This window comes from Gordonia sp. IEGM753, from assembly GCF_050321825.1.
In the GTDB taxonomy this organism is placed as follows: domain Bacteria; phylum Pseudomonadota; class Gammaproteobacteria; order Pseudomonadales; family Pseudomonadaceae; genus Aquipseudomonas.
In genome coordinates this window covers 167,728-185,189 of sequence record NZ_JBNQGB010000007.1, presented here as the reverse complement: position 1 = coordinate 185,189, position 17,462 = coordinate 167,728, and the positions used below count along the sequence as shown (strand labels likewise).

The window sequence follows — 17,462 nt, the reverse complement described above, 5'->3', positions numbered from 1 at the left end:
GAACGGATGCGAGCGGCGCGCGAATTGCTTGGATGTCGAGTCCATCCACCTAGAGGTTTGCCGTGGCTGCCTACAACCTGCGTCAACTGAAGTACTTCATCACCACCGTCGAATGCGGCAGCGTGGCCGAGGCGTCGCGCAAGCTGTACATCGCCCAACCTGCCATCTCCACCGCCATCAAAGGCCTGGAAGACAGCTTCGGCGTGCAACTGTTGATACGTCATCACGCACAGGGAGTTTCCCTGACGCCCAGCGGCGCGCGGTTTTATCGCAAAGCCCAGGAATTACTGCGCATGGCCAAGGAGTTCGAGCAGAACGCGCTGGCCGACAATGACGTGGTGTCCGGGCAAATAGACATCGGCTGCTTTGAAACAGTCGCACCGCTGTACTTGCCACAGTTGATTGCCGGGTTCTCGGCGCTGTACCCAGGCGTGAAGATTCGTATCCGTGACGGAGAGCAACAGGAACTGGTGCAAGGCCTGACTTCCGGCACGTTCGATCTGGCGATCCTGTACGAACACGAACTCGACGCCACCATCCAGACCGAACCCTTGATGCCGGCGCAGCGACCTTATGCGTTGCTGCCCGCGGACCATCGCTTTGCGCAGCTCAAGCAAGTGTCCCTGCGCGACCTGTGCCTGGAACCGATGATTCTGCTGGACGTGCAACCGAGCCGCACTTACTTCGTCAGCCTGTTCGAAGAGTTGGGCCTGACGCCGCAGATTGCCTTCAGCTCACCGTCGATTGAAATGGTGCGCGGCATGGTCGGGCAAGGGTTTGGCTTCTCGATTCTGGTCACCCGGCCGCATTCGGAATGCACCTATGACGGCCAGAAAGTGGTGTGCGTGAACATCATCGAAGACGTTACCGGCTCAGGGCTGGTGGCGGCATGGCTCAAGCGTGGGCAACTGACCAAACCGGCGCAATTGTTTGCCGATTACTGCCGGGAGCAACTTACCGCGAAGGCCGGTGCCAAGGCTTGACTGCCCGTCACTATTACGCCGAAGCCGAGTGGGGAGCAAAAACGTGTATTTACTTCACGAGGAACGGTGGAGTAAATACGCGACAACATTAAACATTGGAAAAAACACGTTACAACCGAAATCAACTAATTGCATTGCTGTACTTCGACAAAAAAACTAGCTTCATGCTCCCTTCACAACCCGTAATCAATCATGACGATATCCATTGGCATCGCTGCATACTGCACGCCAACAACGCCATCAAAAATCGCTCACAACCACAACAGGCTGAGTTCAGTATTATTCATCCAAAACTACCAGGGAACTGGAGGCACTGAAAACATCAGCAAAATGCTATTCGAGCAAAACACCAGCCTTAACGGCGCTCACTTGGCCTGCTCTAATGCCACGCTCATGGATTGCTCAATAAAAGGAACATGCCATAAATTTCAAATCATCAACCACGTCACAGAAATCAGTAACAGCGGCCAACGAAGAACTACCACCGAGGCCATAAACTGGGACAGAAACACTAACTTCAGCGATATTCTAAATAATACGACCACCCACATAGGCAGGGGACCGTTTGGACTGGCAATAGAAAAACTCTGTTTGAAAAACTACTTCCTGAACCTTGGACATAAAACAATCGCGACAGATACAAAAACCAATGACCAGGGTAATACAAACAGGCTTGACGGTATCCTGATAAAGACCACGCATGGATTTGAGTTGAACCCGGCTGCATTGGCGAATATGAAAACAGCCATCGAAGATGCAGACCCGCAAGTCGTCTATGTGGCTCAGGACCATGCTGTAACACTGGTATCGGAAGCCGTTAAACAAGTAAATGCAACACGACCGGCGGGTGAAAAAATAGGGGTGGCCTATGGTATCCATCGTGAAGATCTGGCCGTTAACGGTAGCGACATCAACGAAAAAGCTTACTGCGTGACTCAAAACATGTTGGCGACACACGATGCCATTCAGGTTGCCGTCGTCTGTTCACAATCAGCCGGTCAGAACTACCTGGATGTCGGCGGAAACGCTAACGTCATGATGGAAGTTGAGAATGGAACAGACTGTGTAAAATTCTCTCATAACGCTGCTGATCGCCAGCGGTTTCGAGAAGAAAACAACATTCCGCAAACCGCCAGTGTCGTAACGTTGGCAGGACGCTATTCTCCAGAAAAGGACGTCACCGCCTTTATAAAAATTATGGGTGAAATGCTCAAGCAACCCACCCACGAGCACCTGCATTTTATCGGGTGCGGGTCGATGATGAGCAACGACAATGTTCGCCTTCAGGCGCTTATAAAAACTTCATTGGGCAATGAATATGAAACACTCAAAAGTCGTATTCACTTCCTGGGCTTTCAAGACATGCCTTCTGTTATGTCCGCCACGGACGTCATCCTGTCGACCTCAAGAACCGAATCGTGGGGACTTACACTTCTAGAAGCGGCGGCTGCAGGATGCATCGCGGTATACACTGAACTTCCTGGAACGTGTAATGCCATGGGCGAACTGACTGATATCTACAATCTAAGTGTAAAGCGCAAGGAAACGGAAGTGATCGACCCTCTGTTCCCACACACCCAATCACTGTCCGATGAATCCATCGGTGTATTTGTCAGAAAACTGAACATTGCACTGACACTAAGCAAACACCAGGAGGCAAGGGAACGCCATGTTGAACGTGCCAAGGAAACTGATGTATCGAAAATGTACAACGGCTATGTTGCGGCCTTTGAATTGGCACACCAACGCGCCAATTCAAAGGAAGGATAACGTTAATCCCCCGACCATTACTTCCGGGGTTTGATCCGTGCGGTGGCTTCGGCCACCAGCGGATCATCCGGCCAATAGTGCTTGGGATAGCGCCCCTTCAAATCCTTCTTCACCTCGGCATACGTGCTGCGCCAGAAGTTCGCCAAGTCCTGCGTTACTTGTACCGGCCGCCGTGCTGGCGACAGCAAATGCAGTTTCACCACTTGCCGGCCACCGGCAATGCGCGGAGTTTCGGCCAGGCCGAATAACTCTTGCAGCCGCACAGCGAGAATCGGCGGCTGCTCGCTGTAATCCAGACGAATAGAGGAACCCGACGGCACGCTCAAGTGATGCGGCGCCAGTTCGTCCAGCCGTTGCGGCAATGGCCATGGCAGCAAGTTATGAACGATGCTCGACAGGTCCAGATTGCCGAAATGACTCAGCCTCGAGACTTTACCCAGGTACGGCATCAGCCAATGCTCAAGATTTTCAAGCAGCGCGGTGTCGCTGACATCCGGCCATTCGCTCTCGCTCTTGCCTGCCAGGTCCAATTGCCGTAACAACGCTACCCGCGCCTGCCATTGGCGCAGCTCTGGGGTCCAGGGCAACAGTTCCAGGCCTTTGCGCCGCACCAGATTCACCAGCGCCTGACTGCGCGCGGTTTCATCGAGGCCGGTCAACGGTTCGCGACTGAGGATCAACTCGCCAACCTTGCGCTGACGCTCGGCACGCAATACGCCTTCACGCTCGTCCCAATCCAGTTGATCGACCACGCGCACTTGCTCCGCCAGCACCGAGTCAAACAGTGCCGGGTCAAAATCGGCCGCCAGATAAATCCGTTCTTCACGCTGCCCCTGGCGACTGCCGAGATCAGCAATGACCAGCCACGCCTGTTTCATCAGGCTATCGGCCTCGGCGAACAGCGCGGCTCGACCATTGGCCAAACGATACTCCGCGCCACCCGGCCGCCGTTGTTGGGCGACCCGATCCGGATAGGCCAGCGCCAGCAAGGCACCGAGCCAACGCGGATGATCCGGGTCGCTGACCTGCTCCGACGCGTTGCCCCGCAAGTAACCTCGGTACTGCCGCGCCAGTTGCCGGGCGCGCTGCACACCGCCCTGACCGCCACGAGCCGCACGCGCCTCACCCGATAGCAGCACCAGTCGGCTGTGCAGGTCGGCGCCCGCCCCGCGCAAAATGTCGCGCTCGCCAAGCAACGCCGCAACGTCGCACGCCATGTCGGCCAAACCCAACGCTTGGCCCCGCAACAACAAATGAGCGATGCGCGGATGCGCCGGCAACTCGGCCATGGCCTGACCGTGACGGGTCAGCGCCTCGCCATGCAATGCGCCCAGGCGATCAAGCAAATCCTGTGCTTGGGCATACGCGGCGGCGGGAGGCACGTCCAGCCACACCAATTGCCCCGGCGTCACGCCCCAGCGCCCCAACTGCAAGGCCAGACCGGTGAGATCGGCCGAGAGGATTTCCGCGCTGGCGTAAGCCGCCAGTTGCTCGTGCTGATCCTGCGACCACAAGCGATAACACACGCCAGGTTCCAGTCGCCCTGCCCTGCCCGCACGCTGCGTGGCGCTGGCCTTGGAAATACGCTGGGTGTCGAGCCGCGTCATGCCGCTGCCGGGGTCAAAACGCGGCACTCGCGCCAGCCCGGCATCAATTACCACACGCACGCCGTCGATGGTCAGGCTGGTTTCGGCGATGTTGGTGGCCAGCACCACTTTGCGAAAGCCTGCCGGCGCTGGATCAATCGCGGCGCGTTGCGCGGCGAGGTCCAGTTCACCGTGTAACGGACAGAGCAACACCTGCGGGTTGTCGCCCAACGCCTCGGCGAGTTGTTGATGTACGCGCCGGATTTCAGCCTGCCCCGGCAGAAACACCAGCACGCTGCCCGTCTCGTCATTCAAGGCTTCAAGAATGGTTTGCACCACACGCGGCTCGATGAACTCGCCGGGCTGGAACGGTCGCCCCCAGCGCAGTGCCACCGGGTACATGCGGCCCTCGCTGCGCAAGATCGGCGCATCATCGAGTAACCCTGCCAGGCGTTCGCCTTCCAGGGTGGCCGACATCAACAGGATTTTCAGCGGCTGATCTTCGCGCAACAGCTCCCGGCCATTCAGGCTCAGGGCCAACGCCAGGTCAGCGTCGAGGCTGCGCTCGTGGAATTCGTCAAAAATCAGCAACCCCACGCCTTCAAGCGCCGGGTCGTCTTGCAAGCGACGGGTGAGAATGCCTTCGGTGACCACTTCTATACGGGTTTTGGGTCCGACCTTGCTGTCGAGGCGAATCCGATAGCCCACGGTGTCGCCGACCTTTTCGCCCAGTTCGCTGGCCAGACGTTCCGCAGCAGCGCGCGCTGCCAGGCGACGTGGTTCGAGCATCACAATGGTCTGCCCGGCCAGCCAGGCCTCATTGAGCAAGGCCAGCGGCACGCGGGTGGTCTTACCCGCGCCGGGCGGTGCTTCGAGCACGGCTTCATGGCGTGTAGCCAAGGCTTCACGCAGGGCGGGTAAAACTTCATCAATCGGCAAAGAAATCATGCTGGCTCCCAGGCAAGCCAGCAAGTATAACGGCGAACTGCCCGGCGTTAATCATGGTCCTAATTCATACTGATGCCCCTTCGTTTTGAAATTACTCAGGAGATTTCATATGCGTGTTCCCTTTCGCCTGATTGGCGGTGTGCTGGTCGCAACGTTACTGACCCAGGTAACGGCTTGCGGATCGATTTTCTACCCGGATCGTCGCGGCCAGATCGACGGCAAGATCGACCCGGCCATTGCTGCGCTGGATGCCGTTGGCCTGCTGTTCTATATCATCCCCGGCCTGATCGCGTTCGCCGTCGACTTCGCCACCGGCGCCATTTACTTTGAACCGGGCAAGACCGCTCAGATCGCCCCGGAAAAACTCAAGGAAGCGATCGGCGCTGATGGCCGGGTCGATAACCACAAATTGCAGACTATTCTCAAAAGCGAACTGGGTCGCAGCTTCCCGCTGGACGATCCACGCCTGATCCAGCACAAGGGCAGCTCCCAGCAACTGGCCATGTTCGGCTTGCAACCCGCCGCGTAATTCGTGCGTTTGCAGGGACACTCAAAGGAAAAGCCGCGCCCATGAAAACCAGTTCCGAACACGCACGGCTGTTACGCCTGGCCACCCGCGCCTCGGTGGCCGTTGCGTGTACGTTGATTGTCGCCAAAGCCATCGCCTGGTGGCTGAGCGGCTCTGTCAGCATGCTTGCCGGGTTGACCGACTCGGCACTCGACGGCGTCACCTCGTTGCTCAATCTGTTGGCCGTGCATTACGCGCTGCGCCCGGCAGACGAGGACCACCGTTACGGCCACGGCAAGGCCGAATCCCTGTCGGGCATGGCTCAAGCGCTGTTCATTGGTGGCAGTGCGGTGTTGATAGCCTTGCAGGCGATTGACCGGTTGAAACATCCGGAGCCTGTCGGCGCGCCGTGGATCAGCATCGGCGTGATCATTTTCTCGCTCGCACTGACCCTGGCCTTGTTGATATTGCAACACCGGGTGATCAAGGAAACTGGCTCCAACGCCGTGCGCGCAGACTCGCTGCACTACCGCTCGGACATGATGCTCAACGGCAGTATTCTGGTGGCCCTGATTCTGGCGGGTTTCGGCTGGCATCAGTTGGATGCGTGGTTCGGCCTTGGAATTGCGGCCTACATTCTTTGGAGTGCGGTGCAGATCGCCCGCGAAAGTTTTGCGGTCCTGATGGACGAAGAGCTGCCGACGGATGTCAGCCAACGCATGCTGGAATTAGCCTGCAGCGTGCCGGGTGTGTTGGGCGCTCACGATTTGCGCACACGAATCTCCGGCAACCATTGGTTCGTGCAGTTGCACCTTGAGCTGCCTGGGGATTTGACGTTATCCGTCGCACACGGCATCAGCGATCAAGCCGCCGATGCGATTCATGCCGAGTACCCGCGAGCCGAAGTGCTGGTGCACGCCGACCCGCAGGAAGTGGTCAAGGCTGCCAGGGCTCAGTAGCTGACCTGATAACCGCGACTGCTCAGACAGTTGCCTTCGGCCTGGCGGTAAGCCTGCACCACCGAAGGGTCTGGTTGGTAGGTCGCGGTTTGTGGATTGAAACCACTCTGCTGCACCGCGTACTGGGCGCACTGGTAACCGTCCTGGCTGACTTGTTGCGGCGACTGGCCGTTAGCCGGATACGCCGTCACGTCAATGCCGTTACTGGCCGGTTGCGGTTGCGGCGGCGGAGCACCGACCGGCGGTTCGACCACAACATAATCCTGAGTGCTTTCTTCGTAGGCGTAATAAGAGCCAGCCGCCAGGAACAGCAGCGCACCGCCAATCCACACTTCACGGGCGTAATCGGGCATGTAATGCACACGAATCCCACGTGGCGGTTGCACCACGATGTATCGCGGCCCTTGTGGGCGATACCAGTAACCGCCGGAATAAAAGTAATCCTGGCCACGATACGGCACGCGGAAATTACGGTCCGGGAAACGGTCGATCACCTGGCCTGGACGGTATTGCGGGCCTGGGCCCCAGCCATTGCCATGCCCGTCCGGGCGACCTTCCCAGCGATGATCATTGGGGTGTGAGCCTTGATTCCCGGCCTGCCAGTTCGGGTTGTTATTGTTGTTACGCCCAGGGACGTCCTGATAGTAACCACGCTGCGGTTGCTGGGTCTGGCGCACCGCGTCCGGGTGACTCTGGATCGGCAGGTTATTGGCAGGCTGAGGCGCCGGGCGAGCCTGGTTGTTGATGTTCTGCGGCGGGCGATTTTGCCCTTGCCCGCCGTTCGGATACTGACCGTTGTGCTCGAACTGGCGGCTGTTTTCACCACGAATGATTTCGTTGTTCTGAGGACGTGGCTGATTCTGCGGCGGCCGTGGCTGATTATTTGGCTGAGGATTATTTTGCGGGTGCTGCTGATTATTACCGCCGCCATGGCCCTGATTGTTTCCCTGATGCTGCGGCTCGTGCTGCCCATTACTATTGCTGCGACTCTCCGGGTCATCGGCAAGTGTTTGCGCACTCACACTGACACACAGCAAACCAACACCGGCCAAACGCCAGATGCGCGACTTCATGCTTTTCCTCACTGCGGGTTAGGGCTTGTACGTAAGACTTGAAAAGCACAGGCCGGTTCTGCAACAGGTTATCAGTCACGCAACTTATTTATTGAGTGATGCTGCAAATTACACGCAAGAAAAAAGGGAGACCCGTCGGCCTCCCTTCTAAAACTTCGTCCGTGCTCAACGCTTTTGACGTTGGCTCACCTCACGCCGTCTTCTGGACAGTGTGTAGCTCGGCGGCCAGCACATCCCTGATGGGGTGGCGGCCGCGGCTGGCCTGATTGGGCGAGCCGCTGTGGACTGTTTGTCCGAGCAGTGATTCTGTTAATAAGAATAGGCCTGGGGCCTCGACAGGGGATTGCGAAGATTGCTCAATTAAACATCACTTGCGCAATTTTTAACCCTGGATAGATAATCTGCCGCAATAGTTATGACAAAGGCCTGATTGATGAGCAAACTCGACCGATACGACCTGAGCATTTTGGCGGAATTGCAGCGCGACGCGCGCATCTCAAACCAAGAGCTGGCCGAACGCATCGGCCTGTCACCTTCGCCGTGCTCGCGCCGGGTCAAGCAACTGGAAGATGACGGTTACATTTCCCGCCAGGTAGCGCTGCTCGACCGCAAAAAACTCGGTTTGAGCCTGACAGCGTACGTGTTGATCGGCATGGACCGGCACACACCCGAGCGTTTTGAAAACTTCGAAGCGGCCATTCGAACGCTGCCACAAGTGCTGGAGTGCAGCCTGGTGACTGGCGTGGATGCAGACTATCAATTGAAGGTTGTGGTGCCAGACATGGATCACTACCAGAAACTGCTGCTGGGGCATTTGACGCGAATTGAAGGCGTGACCAGCGTACGGTCGAGTTTTGTATTGAACCAGGTTCTGAACAGCACTGAACTGCCGCTGACCCATTTGCGCAGCTGATCGCTCTGTAGGTGGTGAGGGGGAATGAGGTGAGATCGTTGTGTGGCGAGGGGATTTATTCCCTTGGGTTGCGCAGCGACCCTAAGAGTCTCGGCCAGAGCTACGCATTGGAACGGGGATAAATCCCCTCACTACACTGGGTGACAAGACACCTTGCTGCGACCCACCGACGCAGGTCAATGCCGCGAAAATCCGCTTGGCGTATACTCGCCCCGCCCTTTTAGCCGCGCCCCCGCTGGAGATGTTCGATGGATCCTGCAGTATTTGAAGAGTGGATGATGACTGGCCTGGTCACCATCCTGATCATTTTCATGGGTTTCATCGTCTGGGACCTGGCGAAGAAGTCCAAGGCCGGACGCTTCGGCACCTTCATCCTGTTTTTTGTATTGGGCCTGGGAATTCTCGCGTTCATCATCAAAAGCGTGGTCATCGCTTACATCGAAAACAATTCATAGCCGCGCAGGCACTTCTTTCCACTGGCCTTGGTCGAGTCCTTCGATTGACCAGTCACCGATTTTGACCCGCACCAGCCGCAGCGTCGGCAAGCCCACTGCCGCGGTCATGCGTCGCACCTGGCGATTACGCCCCTCGCGGATCACCAGCTCCAACCAAGTTGTGGGCACGCTTTTACGAAAGCGTACTGGCGGGTTGCGTGGCCACAGTTGCGGCTCTTCCAGCGACCGCGCTTCAGCCGGCAAGGTCATGCCATCGTTAAGCTCCACGCCCTCGCGCAAGCGTTGCAACTGCTCGGCAGTGGGCTCGCCTTCAACCTGCACCCAATACGTCTTGGCCAATTTATGTTTGGGGTCGGCAATGCGCGCCTGAAGCTGACCATCGTTGGTCAGCAGCAGCAAACCTTCGCTGTCACGGTCCAGGCGCCCCGCCGGATAAATCCCGGGCACATCGATATAGTCTTTGAGCGTCGCCCGCCCTTCGCCGTCGCTGAACTGCGTCAGCACATCGAACGGTTTGTTGAACAAAATCAGTTTCGGCTCGGCCGGTGGTGCTTTGGCAACACGGCGTGGGGCTTGGGAGGTTGGCGCAGGTTTCACACCAGGGCGGCGAGAAACGGGACGTTGAGGACGAGACATGGGCACAGGAACATCTAACGGTCGGGGCTGACAATGCTAGTGCCCTGACCGTCAAATGACCATGATTGTTAGCGGAACGGCGGCTCGTCGAAACTACGCAATTTGCGCGAGTGCAGCGAGTTGAGTTCGGTGCGCAACAAATCCACCGCCTCGATGCCGATCTTCAAGTGCTGGCTGACCGCACGCTCGTAGAACGCGTTGGCCGATCCCGGCAGCTTGATTTCGCTGTGCAGCGGCTTGTCCGACACACACAGCAACGTGCCATACGGCACCCGTAGGCGATAACCCTGAGCGGCAATCGTGCCGCTTTCCATGTCCACCGCCACGGCGCGAGACAGGTTGATCAACGGACGCTCCTGAGCCCAACGCAATTCCCAGTTACGGTCGTCATACGTCAACACGGTGCCGGTGCGCAGGCGTTTTTTCAGCTCATCGCCTTTTTCGCCAGTGATGTTGGCGGCGGCTTGCTGCAATGCCATCTGCACCTCAGCCAGGGCCGGGATCGGAATGTTCGGTGGCACGACCCGATCGAGAATCCCGTCGCGGCGCATATAGGCGTGGGCCAGTACGTAATCGCCGATGGTTTGCGACTGACGCAAACCGCCACAGTGGCCGATCATCAACCAGCAATGTGGACGCAGCACCGCCAAGTGGTCGGTGATGTTCTTGGCGTTGGAAGGCCCGACGCCGATGTTGACCAGGGTGACGCCGTGGCCATCGCTGGCGATCAGGTGATACGCCGGCATTTGGTAGCGATGCCAGACCACACCCGCCGCAATCGCCGACGCTTCGCCGTGATCCATGCTCTTTTCGATGATGACGTTGCCCGGCAACACCATGCGTACAAAACGCGGGTCGCTGCGCAACTGCTCAAGGCCATGCACGATGAACTGGTCAACGTAGCGGTGGTAGTTGGTCAGCAGAATCCACGGCTGCACATGACGCCAGTCACTGCCGGTGTAATGCACCAGACGGCGCAGCGAAAAATCTACCCGCGCCGCATCGAACAACGCCAGCGGCAGCGGATCGGTGTTTTCCCAATCGTACAAACCATCGGCAATGGCATCGGTCGCCGCCGACAGGTCGGTACTGGGGAATACGCGCGCCAGCACGGCAGCGGTAACGCCGGAGCCGGCGAGTTCATCACCCTGCTCGACCACGTACGGATAAGGGATGTTCTGCTGACTGACGCCGACTTCCACGGTCACGGTGAAGTCGTGCATCAACGGCACGAGTTGTTCCAGCAGGTATTTGCGAAAGGCACCTGGGTGAGTCACGGTGACGCTGTAGGTGCCCGGCAGTTGAACCTTGGCATAAGCGCGAGTGGTCTGTGGGACTTCGCCCTGGCACAGGTAGGTCAGGCGCAGTTCCGGATAACGAAACATCGCACGCTGTTCGGCGTCTGGCTCGATACGATCCTTGAGGTAACTTTTGAGCGCCTTATTCAGCGCGGTGGTTGCACGCTCGTGCAAAATCGCAAGCCGATCCACGGCTTGCTCGGCGGTTTGAACGACAATAAAAGCTTCGGTCACGATCAGCATCCTGTGTTCTGACTTGCAGGTCTTTATCTTGCCTGCATCGTGGTCCGACGGGAACCGTGGCGATGACACAAATGCCGGGGTATTTCACACATCCGATGCAGGAGGTTCGATGTTGCCCGGCACGCCAGCAATATTCCAAGCGCCTGACAAATGCTGTAGGCGTCGGACTTGCCGGCGATGACGTTTTCGATATCGCCAGCGCAGGCAAGCCAGCCTCCTACATTAATACCGGAGTCGACCGGGCGACGATGGCTTCCACGTCCAGCCCGCGTGGCAAAGCGCCATACACGCGACCGGCGGAGCCCAGGCGACTGGCGATGAACGCGTCGCTGACGGCGGCATTACCCGCCTCCAACAGTAGCTTGGCCTGCAGCCCCAACGCGATGTCTTCGGTGAGTTGGCGAGCGCGATACTGAATGTCATGAGTGTCCTTGAAGGCTGTTTGCAGTTGGCCGATGTGTGCGGCCAGACGTTTGTCGCCGTGGCCATCACCCAACTCGCTGAACAACACATCAAGCACACCCGGCTCCTTGGACAAGGCGCGCAGCACGTCCAGGCACTGCACATTGCCAGAACCTTCCCACGTCGAGTTGACCGGCGCCTCGCGGTACAGGCGCGGCAGGATGCTTTCTTCTACATAACCCGCGCCGCCCATGCATTCGGCGGCTTCATTGATCATTGCCGGCGCACGCTTGCAGATCCAGTACTTGCCCACCGCAGTAACCAACCGGGCGAATTTTGCTTCATCGTCGTCCTGCAAATGGTCCAGCGCGCGGCCCATGCGCAGGCTCAAGGCCAATGCAGCTTCACTTTCCAGTGCCAGGTCGGCCAGCACGTTCTGCATCAAGGGCTGCTCGCTGAGCACCTTGCCACCCACGCTGCGATGAGCGCAGTGATGACTGGCCTGAGTCAACGCCTGACGCATCAGCGCACTTGAACCCACCATGCAATCGAAACGCGTCATGGCCACCATTTCAATAATGGTCGGCACTCCGCGACCTTCTTCACCGACCATCCAGGCCAGCGCGCCACGAAATTCAACTTCGCTGGAGGCATTCGAGCAATTGCCCAGTTTGTTTTTCAGACGCTGGATGTAGAACTGGTTGCGCGTGTCGTCCGGGCGATGACGCGGCAGCAAAAAACAGGTCAGCCCTTTGTCGGTCTGCGCCAGGGTCAGGAAGGCATCGCACATCGGTGCCGAACAGAACCACTTGTGGCCCACCAGTTCATAAGCCTGACCTGGGCCGCTTGCCCCCACCGGATAGGCCTTGGTGGTATTGGCGCGGACATCGGTGCCGCCCTGTTTTTCGGTCATGGCCATGCCAATCGTGACGCCAGCCTTGTGGGCCATGCCGACATTGCGCGGGTCGTATTCGGTGGCGATGATTTTGGGCAGCCACTTTTCGGCCAGGTCTGGCTGCAGGCGCATCGCCGGAACACTGGCGAACGTCATGGTCAAAGGGCAACCACTGCCGGCTTCAGCCTGGCTGTGCAGGTAAGTCATGGAGGCGCGTGCAACATGGGCGCCGGGCTGCGGATGGGTCCAAGGCAGGGACGTCAAACCGTGTTCAATGGCGGTGCGCATCAGCTCATGATAAGCCGGGTGAAATTCCACCAGGTCGATGCGATGACCATAACGATCATGGCTAACGAACACCGGTTTATTTTGATTGGCAAGAAAGCCTGCTTCCATCAACGGCCCGCCGGCCAGCGCGCCATAGGCGTCTATCCGCGATTCGGCCCAACCAGCACCAAAATGCCGCGACCATTCCTGCAACGGCACGTCAATGCGATACAGGTTGGTGCCGTCCAGCGAAGGTGGCTGGTTGGTAACTTCGTGGGTTTCGGCGAACTGGTGCAGGTTCATGACAGGGCTCCTCGGGTCAGCCAGAGCACCAGTTAAGCACCGCCTCCACCCTGTTCAAAGTGTCATACACGCCTAATTGCCGGCGCTTTCACCCTACTCCCGACAGAGAACCTGACGGTAGAGCGCCGCTTGGAGATCTTCGAATTTCACCGGTTTATTCAGGTAATCGATCAGGTCGCCAGTGGGACAGCGCTCCCGATTGGCATTCAGGGCGAGGATAAATACCGGCAACCCGGCGCAGCCTGGCAGTTCGCGAATTTCGCAGCACAGCGACACGCCATTCAACGGCGGTAACTGGCAATCAAGCAGGACCGCATCCACTTTTTCTCGCTGCAACTGCTCAAGCGCCGCGGGCCCACTGTCGGCGGTGCGCACCTTGAAGCCGAGCTTCAGCAACATGCCGCGCATCACCAGTTGATGGATGCCGCTGTCATCCACCAACAGCACGGTGCAATCTTGTGGCAATCGCAAGCGTCGCAAATCACGCTGCATCATCGGTGCCGGCGACCGCTCCACCACGTCCAGTTCGAACGCCACATCGAGCTGAAAACGACTGCCTCGACCGGGCTCGGAACGGTGTGTGAGGCTGCCGCCCAACAACTCCACAAGCTGCCGGCATATGGCCAGGCCTACGCCCAGCCCCCCGTATTCACGGGTCATCGAGCCGTCGAGCTGGAAGAATCGCTGATACAGCGTCGCCTCGCCAAGGTCGGTGAAACCGATGCCCGTGTCGATGACAGCAAACGACAGCGCCACTCGGCCAGGCTCCGCCGCTTTCCCTGTCACCCGCAGCGCCAGCCCGCCAACCTTGGTGAATTTGATGGCGTTATCCAACAGGCATTCCAGGCATTGCGCCAGTTTCGCGCTGTCGCCCTGCAAGCGATCCGGCAAACCGGGCGTAACTTCGACTTTGAAATCCAGAGACTTGAACGACGCATTGCCCTCGAACTGCACACGCAAGGCCTCGACCACACCGCGCAAACTGAAGGCTGCCGGATTAGCTTTCAGCTTGCCGGCCTGCAACTCGGTCAGCGTGAGAATGCCGTTGACCATACGCATCATGTCCCGCGCCGACCCGGCAGCCGTTTGCTGGTATTGCGCCAGTTCCTGGTCCATGTCCATGGTCTGCATCAGCTCAAGCGAACCAATGACACCGTTCATGGGCGTGCGCAGTTCGTGGGTCAGGGTGGCGAGAAATTCATCCTTGAGCTTATTGCTGTGAGCCAGTTGCTGGTTGAGGATTTCAAGTTTTTGACCGGCATCGAACAGCGTCTGCGCCTGCTGCTCGCGCATTGAGTTGATGCGATCAGCGAGTGCCAGAGATAACAGGGCTACTTCGATCGCCGAGCCAATCTGGCTGGAATACATGGTGAGGAACACATTGGGCAGGTAACCCAGCACCATCAATGTGTTGATAACGCCGCCCAGCAGGAACGCCGACCAGGCAATAATGAAATAACGCGCCACCCGCAGGCCGCGCAGCCAGGCAAACATGCCGGCGGCGAAAATCACCACGGTAAAAGACAAGGCCAGGGCTGTCGCCAAACGCAAGGCCAGTGCGTAACTGGTCATCAACGACAAGCCGACAACGAGTGCGCCAAACGCAACCAGCGCCAGCAGCAAGCGGTCCATCCACCGATTGTGAGTGGCCGTTTGCAAGAAACTGCGGGCAAACTGACTGCCGAACAAGCCTGCACAGCCAATGAAAAATGGCGTCGAGGCGTTGGTCCACCAAGGGTTGTCGGGCCAGAAATACTGCACGGCGGCGCCGTTCACCGACAGCTGATACATGCCGAACGAGGCGATGTAGAAGATGTAATAGAGGTAACTGGTGTCGCGCACGCTCAGGTAAATGAACAGGTTGTAGACCAGCATCCCCAGCAATACGCCGTAGATCAGCCCCAACACGTAAAGCCGCACGGGCTGTTCTTCGAGGTATGCGGTAGCCGACCACAACGTCACCGGCGCCTGAATCGACCCTTCACTTTGCAAACGCATGTACACGGTTTGCGATTGGTCAGGTTTGAAATCAAGCGCGAACAAATAGTTGTTCTGGCGTATCTCGCGGCTGTCGAATGGCAAGGCATCGCCGGTGCGGCGGATTAATTGATAGTCACCGGCAGCATTGGGCAAATACAGATCAAGGTGATCAAGCGGCGGATACGCCAGTTCCAGCAGCCAGGTGCGCTGAGCCGCAGGGTTCGTCGGCCGGTAATGCAGATCGATTTTCAGCCAGAAAGCCGAACGCGAATACCCGGCGTTGAGCGTCTCTTTATCGTGGGATATGAAATTTCCGGCAGCCGCTTGCGCACGAACGTCGGCGATGGTCGCCTGGCCATCCACGTCTTCATATACCTGCAGGGCTCGGCCCAAGGGAAGGCTCTGAGTGAACTCGTCGAACTCGACTGCGCTCGCCATGAAAGGCAAATAAAACAGCAACATCAGCAAATAGCGCATTTAAGCCCCAGCGTGCCCTGTCCGGTTACCTCAGGAAGCCCCTCATTCCCTTTGAGTAGACATAAAAACCGGTACTAACTGTTATTGGTTTGGATCCACTCTAGCATAGCCGTTGATGGCCAATGAACACTATAGAAAAATTTCCTACAAAGGCTCTAGCACGGGCGTTCCAGCGCTATGCATTGAGATAGAGCTGTTTGCTCGGTCAGATTATGAAAACAGGCCCTGCTGACCTTCGTTTTGCTGCCTGGGGATTGATGGGGCAACACCCGAAAAAAGATGTTTGGTGGTAAGCTCGCGCACCATGAATATCTACAGCTCTCGCCCCGTTGTCCTCTGTCTCTCCGGCCACGACCCAAGTGGTGGCGCCGGCCTGCAGGCAGATATCGAAGCCCTGCTCGCTCAGGGTTGTCATGCGGCTCCGGCCGTCACCGCCCTGACCGTGCAAGACACAGTCAACGTCACTGACTTTCGCGTGCTAGACCGCGAGTGGGTGCTGGCTCAGGCCAACGCCGTACTCAACGACTCCGAAGTCGCCGCCGTCAAACTGGGCATGCTCGGTTCGCTTGCGATGGTCGACACGGTTGTCGAGCTGCTCGCGGCGCACCCGCATTTACCCGTGGTGTGCGACCCGGTACTGCGCGCGGGCGGCGGCGGAAGATTGGGCAAGGATGAAGTCGGCTACGCGATGCGCGAACGCCTGCTGCCCCTGTCCATCATTGCCACCCCCAACCTTCCCGAAGCCCGTATTCTCGCCGAACTGCCAGAAGGCACCGCGGACGAATGCGCTGAAAAACTGTTGCCTTACGTCAAACACCTGCTGATCACCGGCGGTCATGGCGATGAACACGAAATACACAATCGCCTGTACAGCCGCGACGGTCGCCGCGAAACCTTTATGTGCCAGCGCTTGCCCGGCAGCTATCACGGTTCCGGCTGCACACTGGCCAGCGCTTTAGCCGGTCGTCTGGCCCAGGGTGAAAACCTGTTCAGCGCCGTACAGACCGCGCTTAACTATACGTGGCGTACCCTGCGTGATGCCGAGCAACTGGGCAAAGGCCAGTTTGTGCCGCGCCGTCTGCCGCTGGACTTCTGCTCGTAATTATCTTTTCGTAAAGCGCTGAGGCTTGCCCGATGAAACTACGTGGCCTGTATGCCATTACCGACAGCCAGTTACTGGCGGGTAAATTTTTAGCGTACGTGGAGGCGGCGCTTGAGGGTGGCGTCACCTTGTTGCAGTACCGCGACAAGAGCAGTGACGAGGCTCGGCGCTTGCGCGAGGCCCAAGCGCTGCGTGACTTGTGTGATCGCTACAAGACGCAGTTGATCATCAACGACGATGCCGAACTGGCTGCACGCCTTAACGTCGGCGTGCACTTGGGTCAAACCGATGGCCCGCTGACACCCGCCCGCGCACTGCTCGGTCGCCAGGCAATCATTGGTTCGACTTGCCATGCGCAACTTGAACTCGCTGAACAAGCCGCTAAAGAAGGCGCGAGTTATGTTGCCTTTGGCCGTTTCTTCAATTCCAGCACCAAACCCGGCGCACCGAGCTGCAGCCTCGAATTGCTCGACCAGGCACGCAGTAAATTGCACCTGCCGATCTGCGCAATCGGCGGTATCACCCTCGAAAACGCTGTGCCGCTGGTGGCCCACGGGGTCGACTTGCTGGCGGTGGTACATGGCCTGTTTGGTGCCGACAGCACGACTGAAGTGACGCGCCGCGCCCGCGCCTTTAATGAATTATTCAAATCCTGATTGTTGAG

Annotated in this window: 14 protein-coding genes; 8 read left to right on the top strand and 6 right to left on the bottom strand. The window is 58.1% G+C overall.

Features of this window, described 5'->3' with window-relative positions; genetic code table 11:
- Window positions 1-62: 62 nt before the first annotated feature.
- Both ACQR3R_RS26495 and ACQR3R_RS26490 read left to right on the top strand, forming a co-directional pair.
- Window positions 63-983, top strand: a complete 921-nt coding sequence (locus ACQR3R_RS26495) for a LysR substrate-binding domain-containing protein (protein WP_428276949.1) — start codon at window positions 63-65, stop codon at window positions 981-983.
- A gap of 192 nt (window positions 984-1,175) precedes the next feature.
- The gene (locus ACQR3R_RS26490; RefSeq protein ID WP_428276947.1) at window positions 1,176-2,753 is read left to right on the top strand and encodes a glycosyltransferase; all 1,578 of its coding nucleotides are present in this window, start codon (window positions 1,176-1,178) and stop codon (window positions 2,751-2,753) included.
- Window positions 2,754-2,770: 17 nt separating this feature from the next.
- Here the strand turns inward: ACQR3R_RS26490 and hrpB are convergent, their stop codons facing one another.
- On the bottom strand, window positions 2,771-5,287 hold the full coding sequence (hrpB, locus tag ACQR3R_RS26485) for an ATP-dependent helicase HrpB (RefSeq protein ID WP_428276945.1): 2,517 nt from the start codon (window positions 5,285-5,287) through the stop codon (window positions 2,771-2,773).
- Window positions 5,288-5,396: 109 nt separating this feature from the next.
- Here hrpB and ACQR3R_RS26480 point away from each other — a divergent pair, with 109 nt between their 5' ends.
- Both ACQR3R_RS26480 and ACQR3R_RS26475 read left to right on the top strand, forming a co-directional pair.
- The gene (locus tag ACQR3R_RS26480) at window positions 5,397-5,816 is read left to right on the top strand and encodes a hypothetical protein (RefSeq protein WP_428276943.1); all 420 of its coding nucleotides are present in this window, start codon (window positions 5,397-5,399) and stop codon (window positions 5,814-5,816) included.
- A 41-nt stretch (window positions 5,817-5,857) separates the two neighbouring features.
- On the top strand, window positions 5,858-6,754 hold the full coding sequence (locus ACQR3R_RS26475; RefSeq protein ID WP_428276941.1) for a cation diffusion facilitator family transporter: 897 nt from the start codon (window positions 5,858-5,860) through the stop codon (window positions 6,752-6,754).
- Here the strand turns inward: ACQR3R_RS26475 and ACQR3R_RS26470 are convergent.
- Window positions 6,748-7,827, bottom strand: a complete 1,080-nt coding sequence (locus ACQR3R_RS26470; RefSeq protein WP_428276939.1) for a DUF6515 family protein — start codon at window positions 7,825-7,827, stop codon at window positions 6,748-6,750. The genes ACQR3R_RS26475 and ACQR3R_RS26470 overlap by 7 nt on opposite strands.
- A 433-nt stretch (window positions 7,828-8,260) precedes the next feature.
- On the opposite strand from ACQR3R_RS26470, the gene ACQR3R_RS26465 reads away from it, so the two are divergent.
- Window positions 8,261-8,740 carry a winged helix-turn-helix transcriptional regulator gene (locus tag ACQR3R_RS26465; protein ID WP_428276937.1) on the top strand — a complete coding sequence of 160 codons (480 nt, stop codon included), beginning with the start codon at window positions 8,261-8,263 and terminating at the stop codon, window positions 8,738-8,740.
- A gap of 248 nt (window positions 8,741-8,988) precedes the next feature.
- On the top strand, window positions 8,989-9,195 hold the full coding sequence (locus ACQR3R_RS26460) for a DUF2788 domain-containing protein (RefSeq protein ID WP_428276935.1): 207 nt from the start codon (window positions 8,989-8,991) through the stop codon (window positions 9,193-9,195).
- Here the strand turns inward: ACQR3R_RS26460 and ACQR3R_RS26455 are convergent.
- From ACQR3R_RS26455 to ACQR3R_RS26440, 4 genes are all read right to left on the bottom strand, one after another.
- Entirely contained in the window at window positions 9,190-9,831 is a 642-nt protein-coding gene (locus ACQR3R_RS26455; RefSeq protein ID WP_428276933.1) for a pseudouridine synthase, read from the bottom strand. The genes ACQR3R_RS26460 and ACQR3R_RS26455 overlap by 6 nt on opposite strands.
- A gap of 68 nt (window positions 9,832-9,899) precedes the next feature.
- The gene (amn, locus tag ACQR3R_RS26450) at window positions 9,900-11,363 is read right to left on the bottom strand and encodes an AMP nucleosidase (protein WP_428276931.1); all 1,464 of its coding nucleotides are present in this window, start codon (window positions 11,361-11,363) and stop codon (window positions 9,900-9,902) included.
- 226 nt (window positions 11,364-11,589) lie between these two features.
- A complete protein-coding gene (locus ACQR3R_RS26445) occupies window positions 11,590-13,239 on the bottom strand; it encodes an acyl-CoA dehydrogenase family protein (RefSeq protein ID WP_428276929.1) in 1,650 nt (549 codons plus the stop codon).
- Window positions 13,240-13,332: 93 nt separating this feature from the next.
- Window positions 13,333-15,696, bottom strand: a complete 2,364-nt coding sequence (locus ACQR3R_RS26440; RefSeq protein WP_428276927.1) for a 7TM diverse intracellular signaling domain-containing protein — start codon at window positions 15,694-15,696, stop codon at window positions 13,333-13,335.
- A 304-nt stretch (window positions 15,697-16,000) separates the two neighbouring features.
- On the opposite strand from ACQR3R_RS26440, the gene ACQR3R_RS26435 reads away from it, so the two are divergent.
- Together ACQR3R_RS26435 and thiE are read left to right on the top strand one after the other, a co-directional pair.
- Window positions 16,001-16,798, top strand: coding sequence for a bifunctional hydroxymethylpyrimidine kinase/phosphomethylpyrimidine kinase (locus ACQR3R_RS26435; protein ID WP_428276925.1), 798 nt, complete (start codon window positions 16,001-16,003; stop codon window positions 16,796-16,798).
- A 32-nt stretch (window positions 16,799-16,830) separates the two neighbouring features.
- A complete protein-coding gene (thiE, locus tag ACQR3R_RS26430) occupies window positions 16,831-17,454 on the top strand; it encodes a thiamine phosphate synthase (RefSeq protein ID WP_428276923.1) in 624 nt (207 codons plus the stop codon).
- The last annotated feature ends 8 nt before the right edge of the window (window positions 17,455-17,462 follow it).

What these genes read in the sequence shown, in the direction of transcription:
- ACQR3R_RS26490 (WP_428276947.1), top strand. Translation starts at nt 1,176, where the DNA reads ATGACGATATCCATTGGCATCGCTGCATACTGCACGCCAACAACGCCA.
- ACQR3R_RS26440 (WP_428276927.1), bottom strand. Translation starts at nt 15,696, where the DNA reads ATGCGCTATTTGCTGATGTTGCTGTTTTATTTGCCTTTCATGGCGAGC.
- thiE (WP_428276923.1), top strand. Translation starts at nt 16,831, where the DNA reads ATGAAACTACGTGGCCTGTATGCCATTACCGACAGCCAGTTACTGGCG.
- ACQR3R_RS26475 (WP_428276941.1), top strand. Translation starts at nt 5,858, where the DNA reads ATGAAAACCAGTTCCGAACACGCACGGCTGTTACGCCTGGCCACCCGC.
- ACQR3R_RS26455 (WP_428276933.1), bottom strand. Translation starts at nt 9,831, where the DNA reads ATGTCTCGTCCTCAACGTCCCGTTTCTCGCCGCCCTGGTGTGAAACCT.
- ACQR3R_RS26460 (WP_428276935.1), top strand. Translation starts at nt 8,989, where the DNA reads ATGGATCCTGCAGTATTTGAAGAGTGGATGATGACTGGCCTGGTCACC.
- ACQR3R_RS26445 (WP_428276929.1), bottom strand. Translation starts at nt 13,239, where the DNA reads ATGAACCTGCACCAGTTCGCCGAAACCCACGAAGTTACCAACCAGCCA.
- ACQR3R_RS26465 (WP_428276937.1), top strand. Translation starts at nt 8,261, where the DNA reads ATGAGCAAACTCGACCGATACGACCTGAGCATTTTGGCGGAATTGCAG.
- ACQR3R_RS26470 (WP_428276939.1), bottom strand. Translation starts at nt 7,827, where the DNA reads ATGAAGTCGCGCATCTGGCGTTTGGCCGGTGTTGGTTTGCTGTGTGTC.
- ACQR3R_RS26435 (WP_428276925.1), top strand. Translation starts at nt 16,001, where the DNA reads ATGAATATCTACAGCTCTCGCCCCGTTGTCCTCTGTCTCTCCGGCCAC.
- hrpB (WP_428276945.1), bottom strand. Translation starts at nt 5,287, where the DNA reads ATGATTTCTTTGCCGATTGATGAAGTTTTACCCGCCCTGCGTGAAGCC.
- ACQR3R_RS26480 (WP_428276943.1), top strand. Translation starts at nt 5,397, where the DNA reads ATGCGTGTTCCCTTTCGCCTGATTGGCGGTGTGCTGGTCGCAACGTTA.